This is a genomic window from Sorangium sp. So ce381 (assembly GCF_051473845.1).
GTDB classification, from domain to species: Bacteria; Myxococcota_A; Polyangia; order Polyangiales; family Polyangiaceae; genus Sorangium; species Sorangium atrum.
This window is the reverse complement of sequence record NZ_CP150336.1, coordinates 12,835,133-12,848,997: the sequence shown is the minus strand read 5'-3', so window position 1 is coordinate 12,848,997 and position 13,865 is coordinate 12,835,133. Positions and strand designations below refer to the sequence as shown.

10 protein-coding genes are annotated in these 13,865 nt (G+C 73.0%); 5 read left to right on the top strand and 5 right to left on the bottom strand.

Annotated features, from left to right (window positions below; genetic code table 11):
• The first annotated feature begins 90 nt into the window (after positions 1-90).
• Positions 91-3,492 carry a hypothetical protein gene (locus WMF29_RS48335; RefSeq protein WP_437326775.1) on the top strand — a complete coding sequence of 1,134 codons (3,402 nt, stop codon included), beginning with the start codon at positions 91-93 and terminating at the stop codon, positions 3,490-3,492.
• On the opposite strand, the gene WMF29_RS48330 is transcribed toward WMF29_RS48335, so the two are convergent.
• On the bottom strand, positions 3,460-3,639 hold the full coding sequence (locus WMF29_RS48330) for a hypothetical protein (protein WP_272096946.1): 180 nt from the start codon (positions 3,637-3,639) through the stop codon (positions 3,460-3,462). The genes WMF29_RS48335 and WMF29_RS48330 overlap by 33 nt on opposite strands.
• Before the next feature lie 116 nt (positions 3,640-3,755).
• On the opposite strand from WMF29_RS48330, the gene WMF29_RS48325 reads away from it, so the two are divergent.
• The gene (locus WMF29_RS48325; RefSeq protein ID WP_437326774.1) at positions 3,756-4,898 is read left to right on the top strand and encodes an acyl-CoA dehydrogenase family protein; all 1,143 of its coding nucleotides are present in this window, start codon (positions 3,756-3,758) and stop codon (positions 4,896-4,898) included.
• A gap of 200 nt (positions 4,899-5,098) precedes the next feature.
• Positions 5,099-6,289: a glycosyltransferase gene (locus WMF29_RS48320; protein ID WP_437326773.1), complete on the top strand. Its 1,191-nt coding sequence runs from the start codon at positions 5,099-5,101 to the stop codon at positions 6,287-6,289.
• A gap of 82 nt (positions 6,290-6,371) precedes the next feature.
• Here WMF29_RS48320 and WMF29_RS48315 read toward each other — a convergent pair whose 3' ends face one another.
• Complete coding sequence (locus tag WMF29_RS48315; RefSeq protein WP_437326772.1) at positions 6,372-8,552, bottom strand: VWA domain-containing protein; 2,181 nt, start codon at positions 8,550-8,552, stop codon at positions 6,372-6,374.
• A gap of 243 nt (positions 8,553-8,795) precedes the next feature.
• Positions 8,796-8,990 (bottom strand): DUF5522 domain-containing protein, encoded by a 195-nt coding sequence (locus WMF29_RS48310; protein WP_272096942.1) that lies wholly within the window; start codon positions 8,988-8,990, stop codon positions 8,796-8,798.
• A gap of 153 nt (positions 8,991-9,143) precedes the next feature.
• Between WMF29_RS48310 and WMF29_RS48305 the strand changes: the two genes are divergently transcribed.
• Complete coding sequence (locus WMF29_RS48305) at positions 9,144-11,096, top strand: hypothetical protein (RefSeq protein ID WP_437326771.1); 1,953 nt, start codon at positions 9,144-9,146, stop codon at positions 11,094-11,096.
• A 38-nt stretch (positions 11,097-11,134) separates the two neighbouring features.
• Here WMF29_RS48305 and efp read toward each other — a convergent pair whose 3' ends face one another.
• Positions 11,135-11,695, bottom strand: a complete 561-nt coding sequence (gene efp / locus WMF29_RS48300) for an elongation factor P (protein WP_437326770.1) — start codon at positions 11,693-11,695, stop codon at positions 11,135-11,137.
• A 184-nt stretch (positions 11,696-11,879) separates the two neighbouring features.
• Between efp and WMF29_RS48295 the strand changes: the two genes are divergently transcribed.
• Positions 11,880-12,740, top strand: coding sequence for a tetratricopeptide repeat protein (locus WMF29_RS48295; protein WP_272096939.1), 861 nt, complete (start codon positions 11,880-11,882; stop codon positions 12,738-12,740).
• Between the two features lie 60 nt (positions 12,741-12,800).
• Here the strand turns inward: WMF29_RS48295 and WMF29_RS48290 are convergent, their stop codons facing one another.
• Positions 12,801-13,817, bottom strand: coding sequence for a hypothetical protein (locus WMF29_RS48290; protein ID WP_437326769.1), 1,017 nt, complete (start codon positions 13,815-13,817; stop codon positions 12,801-12,803).
• Positions 13,818-13,865: the final 48 nt, after the last annotated feature.

The following is a 13,865-nucleotide window of genomic DNA, read 5'->3' as shown; positions in this document are numbered from 1 at the left end:
CGGCCGCCGTCCCGGGCAGGCACGCGGACAAGGAGACCCTAGCGCGAGCGAAGGATGCGTCGTCCCCGATCCCCCCTCTCCCCCCGATCCGTGATCGCTGCCCTGCTCGTACCGCTCGCCTGCGGCGCAGGTGCGTGCTCCGGCGGCTCCCTGCGGGACGCGCCCGCACAGACCGGCACCGCGGCGCACGCGCCCGGCGCCAGGCCGGCGCCGGCCCCGGCCTCGGAGAGCGCGCCCTCGATCGGCGCCGCCGCGACCGCCCTGGCGAGCGTGGCTCCCCCCGGCCGCACGCCGCTCGGTGCGGCGACGGTGCAGCCGCTCCCGTTCACGATCGAGCCGTCGCTCGACCGCCGCTCGGTGCTGCTCCTCTCCAAGCTGTCGTCGGATCGCGCCGGCTGGGTCAGGCGGCTCGACGCTGCCACCGGCGAGCTCGGACCGCCGCACCTGCTCCTCGACGAGGACCTCGCCGGCGCCCACTCCTCCCCGGACGGGACCACCACGCTGCTCACCTCGCAGGGCGACGAGCTCTGCGTGACGGCCATCCTCCCCGGCGAGGCCTCGGCCGCATCGCGCACGTGCGCCCCGATCCGCGCGCACGCCATGGCCGCCGTGGGCGAGCGCGTCGCGCTGCTCGAGCTCGCCGAGACCGCGCCGCGCGGCAGCTCCACGACGCCGGCGCAGCGCGCCGCGCGCGAGCGCTCCGCCGCCGCGAAGCCCGCGCGCAAAACATCCGACCGCAAGGCGACGGTGCGGAAGTCGAAGCAGCCGGCAAAGACGTCCGGCGCGAGCGGCAAGGCGACGCGGAAGAAGCGCGGCGAGCGCCGCGGGCGCGAGGAGCGGCCCACGAAGGCCGCGCGCCCCGCGCCCCGGCCGAAGCGGCCGGAGCCGCTGCCCGAGGTCGAGGTGCGGCTCCGCTGGGTCTCGCCGTCCGAAGGGATCGCGGCCACGTCGTCCCCCACCGGGCTCCGCTTCCGGCCGCCGCTCGACGGCATGGGGCTGATCGACGCAGGCGGGCGGCCAGGCGCGATCGACCTCCTGTTTTACGCGGCGAGCTCGAAGAAAACGAGCACGTCGTGGCTCGGGAGCGCGCAGATCGCCTTCGCCTCGCTCGGCGAGGACGGCAAGCTCGATCCGGGCCGGCGCGCCGTCGTCGTCGAGGGCGATCTCGAGTACGGCGCGCTGCGCGGCCATCAGGATCCACGCCTCGTGACGGCGAGCGCAGGCGCCGTGGTCGTCGACGTCACCGGCCGCAACGGGGCCTGCCAGGCGACGCGCGTCGCGCCCTCGCTCCAGCGGCTGGCCGCCGGCGCCGCGCCGAGGGCGGTCTGCGCCGTGGATCCGGCGCGCCTGGCGGACGCGAGCCCGGTCACGCCGGCCGAGATCGGCGCGCTCGAGCGCATCGCCGCGAGCGGCGCCCGGCGCGCCGCGGGGCAGCCGGGGTACGATCCCGGGCTCGCCGCATGGGCGGGAGATCGCGCATACTTCCAGACGATCTCCGGCGGGCTCTTCTCCGCCTCGCGCGCCGACGGGCAGCCGCGCCGCGAGCCGGACCCGTTCCCGGCGCGGCGCGCGCGCATCGCGTGGGGCGCGCTCGCGACGGACGGCGAGGGGCTCGCCTTCGCCGCGGGGCAGCTCCACCGGCTCGACGCGCGCGCCCAGGTCACCGCGGCGGCGACGCCAGATCGCCTCGGCGCCACGCCGGCCGGCGGCGCGGCCGGCAGCGCGCCGGGCACGCCGATCGGCGAGCCGGAGCGCCCCACCGACAGGCGGCGGGCCGCGCGCATCGGGTCGTCCTGGTGGCTCGCGAGGACCGACGTGGCGCGGCTCCTGCCCGGACCGCTCGTGGTGCCCGCGCTGCGGGGGCGCGCGCACGAGGACAGCACGGCGCTCGTCGGCGGCCGCGAGCGCGGGCTCTTCCTCGAGGTGCTCGGCGACAGGCTCCAGATCACCGGGATCGACGCCTCGGGCGCGCTCACCGGGCCGGGCGCGCAGGGCGGGCCCGCGCCCGGCGCGCTCCAGCCCGTCGCCGCAGGCCGCACGCCGCCCGCCCTCGCCGTCGCTTCGCCGGTGCGCGCGGGGTTCGACGCCTGCGAGCGCCGCGGCGGCGGGGCCATCCTCGCCGGCGTGAGCGCCGCGGATCCGCGCACGGTCGTGGCGCTCTCGATCGACGCGCTCGGCCGGCCCGGCGCGGCGCGCGTGACCTCGCTGCCGATCGTCGAGGGCGACCTCGCGGTGCGGCTCGTCGCGCTCCCCGAGGGGGGCGCGCTGCTCAGCGACGCGGCCCGGCGCCACGTGGTGTGGCTGGACGACGAGGGCGCCGAGCTCGCGTCGCAGCCCTGGCCGGCCGACGACACCGGCGCGCTCTGCGTCGACGGGCAACCCGCGCGGCGCGCGGTCCCGGCCCCGGCGCCCGGCGCCTTCGTGACCGTCCCCGAGCTCGCGGCGCCCGGCGCCTGCGTGGTGGGCGACGTCGTCTGGGCCTCCGACGGCAGCCTGCGGTGGTTCGGGAGCGCCGTGAGCGGCCTCGACGCGCAGGCCGAAGCCGGCGTCGCTCGCCCCGCGCTGCCCGCGGGCGCGGGCGCGGCGGCGCGCTCGACCGCAGGAGAGCCCGCGGAGGCGCCCGCCGCCGCGCTGCCCGGCGCGCCCGCGTGCCCGGCGGACATGGTGGCCGTCGACGGCGGCCGCTTCTGCGTCGATCGCTTCGAGGCGATGCTCGTCGACGGCGCCACCGGACAGGCGCTCTCGCCCGACTACCCGTCGACCCCGAACCTGCTCGAGCTCACCCTCGCCGACTGGTCGACCGGCCTGCGGCGGGTCGGCGACGTCCACGCGCGCGCGTTCCCCCTGCCCCTGCTCGCCCCCTGGCAGCGCGGCCGGGCGATCGCCGCCCTTGCCCGCTCGCGGTCCGGGGTGCGGCCGAGCGGCTATGTGACCGGCCTCGTGGCCGAGAGCGCCTGCGCTGCGGCCGGCAAGCGGCTCTGCTCGGTCGAGGAGTTCGTCACGGCGTGTCGCGGCGAGGACGACACGCTGTACCCGTACGGCGACACGTTCGAGGAGGGCGCGTGCAATGTCTACCGGCCGGCGCACCCCGCCGCGCTGCTGCACGGCAACGCGTCGATTGGCCACCTGGATCCCCGGCTGAACCGCGTGCGCAGCGCCCGGGAGCCGCTGCTCCGGGAGACGGGCGGGAGCCCGCGGTGCAGGAGCCGCTGGGGCAGCGACGCGGTCTACGACCTCGTGGGCAACCTCGATGAGTGGGTGAGCGAGCCGGGCGGAGCGTTCGCCGGCGGCTTCTACTCGCGCTCGACGCGCGCAGGCTGCGAGGCCCTCGTCACGGCCCACCCGAGGGGCTACCTCGATTACTCGACCGGCGTCCGGTGCTGCCAGGACGGGCCCTCGCCCCCGGCGACAGCGACGGCGACGGACGCGCCGCCGGACGCCCCGGCCGCTCCCGCCGGCTCAGAGCCGCGGCCGCCCGGGCATCTGCCGTAGCATCCCGGTCACGGCGAAGGCGGCGGAGATCACGAGGAGCGCGGGGGTCCACGGGTGCACGGCCAGCACACCGAACACGGCGAGCAGCCAGGTCAGCAGCGAGACAAGCACCACGCTCCAGAGCACCACATCGGTCCAGCTTCTCATTCGTGCCCCTTTCGATGAGGGTCCGTCCAGTAACGAGGCGAATGGCGTGCCACCCCATCGCTGACGCGCGGCCCCGCGTGCTACGTTGGGCCGCGATGAGCGCGTCATCTCCCGCAATGGAAAGCGATCTGGAAAACCCGACGGAAGAGCACCGAATGCTGCGGCAGATGGTGCGGGATTTCGCCCGTGATGTCGTCGAGCCGCAGGCCGACGAGCACGACCGGAGCGCCACCCTGAACGTTCCCCTGATGCGGCGGCTCGGCGAGCTCGGCCTGCTCGGCGTGACCGTGCCCTCGGAGTACGGGGGCGCGGGCATGGACGCGGTCGCCGCGGTGATCGTGCACCACGAGCTCGCGAAGAGCGATCCGGGGTTCACGCTCGCGTATCTCGCCCACGCGATGTTGTTCGTGAACAACCTCTTCCACGCCGGCAATGACGAGCAGCGCGCGCGGTACCTGCCGAAGGTGCTCTCCGGCGAGTGGATCGGCGCGATGGGCATGACCGAGCCGACGAGCGGGACAGACGTCCTCGGCATGAAGACGTTCGCCCGGCGCGACGGGGATCGGTACATCCTGAAGGGGCGCAAAGCGCTCATCACGAACGCCCCGGAGGCCCAGATCTTCCTGGTCTATGCGACCATCGAGGGCCGGGTCACGACCTTCGTTGTGGAGCGGGGGTTCCCCGGGTTCTCGACCGACGAGAAGACCCCGAAGATGGGAATGCGGGGGAGCACGATGAGCGAGCTCCTCTTCGACGACTGCGTCGTGCCCGCCTGGAACGTCCTGGGCCAGGAGGGGGGCGGCATCCGCAACATGATGAGGAACCTGGAGCTGGAGCGCCTCACGCTCGCGGCCATGAGCCTGGGTATCGCGGACCGCTGTCTGGAGATCATGATCCAGTACGCCGGAGAGCGGAAGAGCTTCGGCAAGCCCATCGCCGAGCACGGGCAGATCCAGCGCTACATCGCGGAGAGCTACGCCAAGACCGAGGCGGCGCGCGCCCTCATCTACGCGGTGGCGCGCAACGTCAGCCCCGAGCGGAGGAACCGGCTCGGGACGGACGCGGCAAAGCTCTTCGCCGCGCCGGTGGGCAAGGAGGTGGCCGACAACGCCATGCAGGTGCTCGGCGGCTGGGGCTACTGCACCGAGTACAAGGTGGAGCGCTTCTTCCGTGACGCCAAGCTGCTCGAGATCGGCGGCGGCACGCTCGAGTCGCATCAGAAGAACATCACGCGCGAGCTGATCGGCCGCATCGGCTGACGCTGCCCGGTCGCGCCGATGCGCCCGCGTCGCCCCGGCGCGCGTGCGTCGGCGACGGATCCTGCGCAACCCGAGTTCGTACCGGCCATCACCGTGTGTCGTGGCCGTGAGGGCCTGTCACGCCTCGGTCGCGAAAAGTCAGCGCTGGGTTTGCGGTCCGGCCATCGAGACGCCACGCGTTTCGATCAGCATGGCCATCCATGGATTGGGGAGATCTGGCGACGGTCGCGCCGACGGCGCTGTCATCCATCATCTACGCGACGATCCAAACCTCCTTCCTCTGGAGGATCGCGCGGCACCGGCTCGTGGCGCCGGTCGACGCGTGGCGGCCGCCCGGGGCGACCCCGTTCGTCAGCATCCTCAAGCCCGTCGCGGGCGTCGACGACGGGCTCGCCGACAACCTCGAATCCTTCGCCCGCCTCGATTACCCCTGTTACGAGATCGTCTTCGGCGTCGCCTCGCGAGAAGACCGGGCGGTGCCGGTGATCCAGGCCTTCATCGCGGCGCACCCCGAGGTGAAGGCGCGGCTCTGCCTGACGGATCCGAACGAGGCGTTGAACCCGAAGGTGGCGCAGCTCCTCGAGCTCGAGCGCAGAGCCGAGGGCAGCGTGCTCGTCATCTCGGACGCGAACGTGTGTGTCCGTCCAGACTACCTCCGATCGCTGCTGTCGGTCTTGATGCGGCCGGGCGTGGGGCTCGTCTCGAGCGTCGTCGTGGGCACGGGGGAGCGGACGCTCGGCGCGGTGGTCGAGAACGCGCAGCTCGGGGCGTTCATCGCGCCCGGGGTCGTCGCCGCCGCCGAGCTCGCGGGGCGGTCGATCAGCGTGGGCAAATCGATGGCGATGCGGCGGGTCGATCTCGCGCGGGTGGGAGGGTTCGAGAGCGTGGCCCACGTGCTGGCGGAGGACGACATGCTCGGACAGCGCTTCAGCGCGTGCGGGTTCGTTGTCGATCTCTGCCTGGATCCGATCGAGAACCGCAACACGAGCGGCTCTCTCACGCGCATGCTGGATCGGCACACCCGCTGGGCGAAGATGCGGCGCACGCTCGTTCCGCGCTGCTTCGCGGTGGAGCCGTTCAACTCGCCGCTGCTCATCGCGTGGCTCACGTTGCTGCTCAACCCCACGGGCCTCGCGCTGGAGATGTGGCTGTTCGCCTGGACGCTGCAGAGCCTGGGGACCTTCCTGGCCTTGAAGATGCTGCGCCCGACGCGCTCCAACCTGGCGCTGGTGGCGGTGGAGCCGCTCCGGACGCTGTGCTGGTTCTTCTGCTGGCTGAACGCGTATTCGAACCGGCGGGTCGCCTGGCGAGGCAACGCGTTCTACATCGGGTCCGGGACGGCGCTGGTGGCCGCGGACGAGCCGTCTTCCTTGCGATCGCCCGCCAGGTAGCGGGGGAGAGGGATCCCGGGCCGCTCTCCGGGCGCCGGAACGGCGAGGAGGGGCCGGAACGGCGAGGAGCGCCGGTCGCTCATCAATCGATGGGGGGCACCGGGATCTCCGGCGGGACGAGGAAGAAGACCTTGCGGGTGCTGAGCGTTGTCACGCCGTCCCCGGTGACGACGATGTTCGCCGTGAACACCTGCGGCTCGGTCGTCGGAGGCACCGAGACGTTGGTCTTCGGAATCACGTCGAAGCAGACCGTGGGCCCGGGGAACACGTTGGTATAGGTGTCCGCGACGCCATCGACGTTCTTGTCGATGACCCTGAGGCCGGCGGTGCAGGGCTCGGGAGCGTCGTTGTTCGCGATGATCCTGTCGATGAACGCGCTCGCGGCGTCGACCGCGTCGGTCTCGTCCGCCACCGCCGCCGCCGAGATGTCGAGCGTGACATAGGTCGTGAGCACCTTGATCGCCTGCACGACGGCCAGGTTCAGCCCGGCGCCGCTGCTGGCGACCCGGAACACGAGCGGGCACTTGCCGTTCGCCATCGTCACGCCGCTCCCGTTCTCGCCGATGCAGCACTGTCCCACCGCGCACCGCGGCGGGCGCACGCCCTCCGGTCCCCACGCCGCCGGCGGGACCACCGAGCCCGTCGCCACCGCGCCGGCCGTCAGGTCGGCTTCCGCATCGGCTTGCGCCTGAGCCGAGCTGGCGGCCACCATGCCGATGACGCGACCTCCCACGCGGGTCACCGCCTGCAGCGCCTGCGAATGGGTCGGCGACACCACCTTGGCCGTGGAGTAGTTGTTCTGTACGAACGTCCCGTTGTGGCTCGGGGTGTCGGTGATCATCACCACGATGGGCAGCGAGCCGAAGCGGAAGCCCACGCCACCGATGGTCCCGACCGCCTCGCCCGCCGGGATCATGCCCGGCGGAGCGTTCAGCGGATTGAACATGGGCACGTGGGCGCCGCCCTCGTTCGTGCCCGCCCCGGTCGCGATCTGATAGAGAGCCTCCCAGCCGCTCTCCGGGATATCGCCGCCGGCCTCGGCCTTGAGGTCGTCCACCGCGTCCTGCACGGACTCGCGCCCTGCCGGCGTGCGGACGCTCATCACCCGGTGCTCCAGGTAGAACGGCTGATCGTTGGGGCCCCCGTAGGAGTTGATCGGGAAGTCCTTGTACTGCGTCACCCCGATGCCGATGTTCGGGATCTCCTCGGCGAGCTGATCGATCATCTCCTGGAGCGCGCCCTTCAGATTGTTGATCTGGCCGCCCATGGTCGCGGTGGTGTCCATCGCGAACACCACGTCGGCCTGCGAGATGTTGGTCGAGAAATCCAGCGTGTCCTGCGCCGGATCCGGGTCGCCCTGATAAGGCACGATGAACACGAAGTCCCCGTTCGCCCGCGGGTTGTCCAGATCGTCGTTCGGGTTCGTGCCTGCGGCCTGCTCGATGAGGTCGCTCACGCCGTCATCGTCCGTGTCCTCGCGCGCGGTGCTGGACTCGCCCGGGTCGAGCACGCCGTCGCAGTCGACGTCCTCGAGCTCATCGAGCAGGCCGTCGTTGTCGCTGTCCAGATCGAGGAAATCGCCCCCGCCGTCCATGTCGCTGTCGACGGGCGGCTGCTCGGGCGCGCCGTCGCCTCGCTCGACCGAATCGGGCCGGCAGTCCCCGTCCGAGTCGAGATCCCGGAACGCCGGTATCCTGTCGCCGTCGACGTCGAACTCGCGCTCGAACCGATCCAGGATACCGTCGTCGTCGGAGTCCCTGTCGCGGAAATCAGGCCACCTGTCGCCGTCGGTGTTCACCGGATCGAGCGGGTCCGAGCCGAGCTCGACCACATCCAAGAGGCCGTCGCCGTCATCGTCGGGATCCGCATAATCGGCGGTTCCATCGCCGTCACGGTCGCCGTCGCCGTCCTCCTCGTCGGGCAGACCGTTGTTGTCGGAGTCCTCGTCCCGATAATCAGGCACCCCGTCGCCGTCGCTGTCACGCGGCTTCGCCTCCCCTGGGAAAGGAGCGCCCTCGAGCTTGTCGGACAACCCATCGTTGTCGGAGTCGGTGTCCTCGAAATCGGGCTGGCCGTCGCGATCCGTGTCGACCGCATCGGCGCGCCCTTCAAGCGCGTCGCTGATCCCATCGCCATCGGTGTCCGCGGCCGGCAGCTCCGCCGGTTTGTCGCCGGACGGCGGTCTGTTCGTCGACGTGGCGTCGCAGCCGATCGGCACGGAGAGCAAGAGGCAGCAGAGCAGAGGGCGAAGACTGCGACGCATAGGAGCTCCTGCGCGAATGTGGGCGCGAAATCCTAGACGCTCCACGCAATCCGGATCAACCGACATTCATGGTGCGCCGGGGCTCTCCGCGCGTCATCAACCGCAGACGGATTGCCGCCCACAGGTCCCCGCGAAACGTCGGCACGCGCGCGTGCGCAGCAGCTTCTGCGATACCGTCACAGCGGCACGTTGCATGGCGCCCTCGCCGCGAGCCGCCGCGGATGCTCGACCGCTGCGCCGGCGTCAGGGGAGCTTCAGCCGAGGGAGCACGACGGAGATCGCGTCTGCCGGCGCCTTCTCCCGGTAAGGGCAGTGGCGGCACTTGGAGTTACAGCAGTATCCCCGTTTCAGGTGATACGCCTCTGTAAAAACTACCCGGCCTCCCTCGAGGTAATAGTCTTCGCCTTCGACGGCCCTGGGAGGCTTCGGCCCGCTCATCGACCCTCGATCAAGCTACTCCGAAAGGCGCGCCCGCGCCATCCGGCGCGCGGGCGGTTGGATGTGGCGCGCCGGCTCCACGACGCCCGCCCGCCGCCCGTGCTACGCCTGCGCCGCCCGCCGCACACCGGTGCACCGGCGGGTCCGCCCGCGATGCCCGATCGATCCTGCTCGAAGCTCCTCCGCGCCCTGCTCCCGCTCCTCGCCGCCGCCGGCTGCGATGGCTGCCCGAGCTCCAGGCCCTACACGCCTTACACGCTCGGCTCGGCGACGCCCTCCGGCTCGCCGCCCCCGCTGAGCGGCGTCGGCCCTGGCGCGGCGAGCGCCGGCCCCGAGGCCGACGCCGGCGCTCCGGACGCCGCCGCGCCTCGGTTCGCGGTGGTCCCGAGCGTCCCGGCGCCGGAAGGCGGCAAGCAATGGCCCCTCGAGGGCGGCGCCGTGGCCGCGGCGCCGACCGGGCGCACGTTCGAGACCGGGCTCCTCCTCGACGTCGACGGGGACGGCGCGCGCGATCTCGTCGCCTGGACCCGGTCGCCCGACGGCCTGCGCGGCGAGCTCCTGCTCGCGCCCGCCGCGCGGCCGCAGGCGCTGCGCACGCTCGCCGCGCTCCCCGGCGATCTCGACGCGCAGGGGTGCACCCCGCGCGTCGGCCTCAGCCAGATCGGCCCCTCCGCGCTCGCCTTCGATTTCGCCCCGCAGTGCGGCGGCGCTCACCGCAGCGCCACGGGTACGGGCGCCACGCGCTGGATCGCCGTGATCCGCCTCCCCGGCCCCACCGCGGGCGCGGGCGCGCCGCCGGAGCTCGCCCTGGAGCTCCGCCTCCGCGCGCCGCCCGCGGAGGAAGCGCTCTCCGCCTCCCTCGAGGTCGCCGACCGCGACGCGGACGGCCGCGACGACCTCATCGTCTCGGTTGGCCTCTCCGGCGCCCTGCGCCCCTTCCCTGCCCCGGCGGGCGCCGCGTCCGAGGTCCGCGCCCCGCTCGTCTTCCTGGATCGCCCCGCCGGCCTCTCGCGCGACGCGGCCCAGCCCGGCGAGGCGCTGCGCGCCCTCGCTGCCTCCCTGCTCCGGGACGCGCGCGCCAAGTCGACCGCGCCGGCCGTGGCCGCCTCCGCCCAGCGGCTGCGCCGGCTCCACGCCGCCCTCTGCGCCGACGCCGGAAGCGGCGCCGGAGCGACCGCCGGCCGCGACGCCGCGCGCGCCGGCGAGGCCCTCGTCTGGACGGGCGCCGGCCCTGTGCGCTGCGGCGAGCCGGGGCTCGCGGCCGCCATCGACCACGCCGAGGCGGTCGCGGCGTCCACGCGGGGCGCGCCGATCGCGGCCATCGCGGCGCTCGACCGCGGCGGCGCCGAGGCGCGCACCAAGGACGACGGCAAGCTCCTCGCGAAGCTCGCGCCGCCGGCGACCGCCGCCGCCGTGTACCGCACCGCCGCTGCCCCGCAGCCGACAAGGACCGGCACCTTCGGCCCGCTCGCGTTCGAGGCGAGCGGCGCCCTGCTGGTCCGCACCGCGCAGGGCGTCGTCCGCGTCGACGCCGCCACGTCGACCGAGTCCGCGACGGACATCCCTCCCTGGCCCGCCGCCGTCCACGCCGGGCCCGCGGAGCTCGTCGCCGTCGAGCGGCGCTGCGACGCGCCCACCTTGCTCGGGCTGTTCCGCAGCTCGCCCGATGCCGTCGGCGAGATGGAGGTCCCGCTCCCGCTGCTCCGCGGCCAGGGGCCTCGCGCCCGGCCCGGCGCGGCTGCGCCCGAGCGCTGCGCCGGGACCGAGCGCCTGCCCTTCGTCCCGCTGGCCGCGTCCGAGCGCGGCTTCGACATCGCCCTCGGCGCCGCGCTGATCTCGATCGACCTGCGGGCCGCCGCGCCGGCCTCGTCCGCCCTGTCGTTCCCGCTCACCACGCCCGCGCCTCAGGGCGCGGCGCGGTCGCCGGACGGCGCCACGCTGGCGGTCCCGGCCGCCGGCGGGCTCCTCGTGGCGACCGCGGGCGGCGCCCCGCGCCTCTGGACGGGCGGCGACCTCGCGCAGGCGACGGCGTGCGCGCCGGCCAATGGCGGAGCCCGCGTCGCGTGCGTCGCCGGCGCGGCCGCGGTGATCTTCGAGGCGAAGTGACCTCCGTCGTCCCTCGGACCCCGGAGGTCAGCCGGGGCTCACTTGTTGACGCGCTCCAGGTACTTGCCGTCGGTCGTGTCGATCTTGATCCACTCGCCCTCCTTCACGAAGAGCGGGACGTTGACGGTCGCGCCGGTCGACACCGTGGCGGGCTTGGTGGCGCCGCTCGCCGTGTCGCCCTTGACGCCCGGCTCGCTGCTCACGATCTGGAGCACCACGTGCGGGGGCATGCTGACGCCGATCGGCAATCCGTTGAACAGGGTCACGTCGATCGACATCCCGTCGCTCAGCCACTTGGAGTCATCGCCGATCTTGTCGCCGGGGACCGTGAGCTGCTCGCCGGTCGCCGGGTCCATGAACACGAAGTCGGTGCCTTCCGGATAGATGTACTGGAGGCTGCGCTCCTCCACATCCGCCGGCTCCAGCTTCTCGCCCGATTTGTACGTGCGCTCGAGCACCGCGCCCGTCGCCATGTTCCGGATCTTGACGCGGGTGAACGCCTGCCCCTTTCCCGGCTTGACGAACTGGAAGTCGATGACCGAGTAGGGCTGGCCGTCGACCATAAACTTGAGGCCTTTTCGGATGTCGCTTGTGTCCATGGGGAGAGCTTCCTGGTAGCGTAAGGGCGGCCTGTCGGCGAGGCCGGGGATCCGCGTCCGCGGCCCCCTGGCGCGGCTCGGGGGTCCGCGTCCGCGGCCCCTTCCACGGGTCGGGGGTCCGCGTTCGCGGCCCCCTTAGCACGAGCACGACCTCCTGCACAGGGCACGGTTTCAGGACCTGAAAATGCACGACTTCGACGACGAGCTCAGGGAGATCAAGCGTGAGATCGTGGAATCCCGTGGGCTCATCATCAAGACGAACAACCTCACGAACGCCCTCGCAGCGGATCTGAAGAGCATCTCCAAGCGCCAGATGGCGTACGAGCGGCGCGCCTTCTGGAACAGCGCGAGCGCGAACCTGCTCTTCGTGATCGTGGTGATCGGCGTGGTCAAGCTCGCCTGGGACGCACGCGTGGACGCCGTCCAGGCCGAGACCAAGGGCGCGCGCGACCGCATCGCGAAGCACGAGGCCGATCTCAAGGAGATGCAGCAGCGGAGCGACGCGCGCGCCAAGGCCGAGAGCGACGCCGCGGCGTTCTACGAGCTCATCCGTGCCGAGCGGCGACAGGAGGTGATCGAGGGCTTCGAGGCGCTGCGCAAGGCGCCGCTCACCCGGGCCGAGCTCGCGTTCTTCTCGGACTCGGTCGACAAGGCGCGCTCGGAGCTCTCGATCAAATCGTACCAGACGGGCCTCGATCACATGCGGACGGGCCGCTGGCACGAGGCCGCGGTCGCCTTCGAGGACGCCATCCGGCAGAAGGAGACGGCGTCGCACACCCCGTCGGCCCGCCTCAACCTGGCGCGCGCCTACCGCAGGCTGAACCGGCAGCGCGACGCGATTCCGCTGCTCATGACGCTCTCCGAGGCGTCGCCCGATCGGGAGGTCATGGATGACGCGACCTTCCTCCTCGCCGAGTGCCTCCTCGACATCCAGGCCTGGAACGACGCGAAGACGACCTTGCGGTCGTTCATCCGCCGCTTCCCGGACAGCGCGTACATCAACGACGCGCGCCTCGCGCTGGCCGACGTCTCGCTCCGGCACTGACGCGCGCCGCCACGGCCGGCCGGCGCTCCCCCCGCACGGCGCCGCGCGGGGGGGACGACGTCAGGACCCGCGCCGCACGTCGATCCGGCGCGGCTCGTCCTTCTTCTCGAACCAGCTGGATCGGAGCTGCCGGCGGAGGCCTGACGCGAACAGGCAGTCGCGGAACGCGTTCTGCTCGAAGGTCACCGCGCTGTGCGCGAGCGGGACCTGGATGAAGATGGCGCGGCCGTCCAGGAGCTGCTTGCGCGTGAGCTCGCCCGGGCGCCGCTCGTGAAGGCAGGCGACGCCCTGGGCCTCGAGCGCGCGCGCGAGCTCGAGGTTGAGCCGCCGCACGTCGCCCGCGACGAAGTGGCTGATGAGCTTGTGCCTGTCCCGCCCCGATCGGCCCTTCCGCTCGAGCACCCAGTCGCGGAACGCGTCGACCTCGCCGTACAGCGCGTCGAACAGGTACACCTCGTTCACCTCGCAGCCGCCGTGGCGCAGGCACGCGGCCGCGACGCGGTATCCGCCCGAGTGCGCCGACAGGCAGAGCGTCCCGAGCCTCGCCTGCCGCGGGATGGCGCAATCGCCGAGCGCCCGCCGCGCCGAGGGGGCCGCGAGCACCGACGCGAGCTCGCCGCACAGCCGCCGGAGGCCGCCCTTCTGCCCCAGCTTGCCCGGGGGCGACTCCGCCGCGTTCACCGCGCACTGCGGCACCACGAGCACCGCGTTCTGCTTGCTCTCGTGGAGCTGCTCGCGGAGCTTGTGCGCCGCGATGGCCCGCTCCGCGGTCGTGACGTGGCCGTGGAAGTGGATCACGAGGTCGAGCTCATCGCTCTCCGGCGCGCGGTAATGCGCCGGCACGAAGACCATCGCCGTGGCGTCCTGGTAAGGAGCCCCGTCGCAGGGAAACGGCGCGTTCGACAGCTCGATCTTGAGCGTCACGCCGATGTCCGACGCCTCGACGGCCCTCACCCTGGAGGCCGCCCTGGCGAGCGCCGGCGCAAAGAGCCCCGGCGCGGCCAAGGCGCCGCCCGCCACGCCGAGCGCACGAAGGAAGGCCCGGCGGCCGAGCGCCGGTGATGCGAATCGGGACATCTGGCGACCTCGTCCCGCGCGTATCACCCACGCTCGACCCCGGCCAAG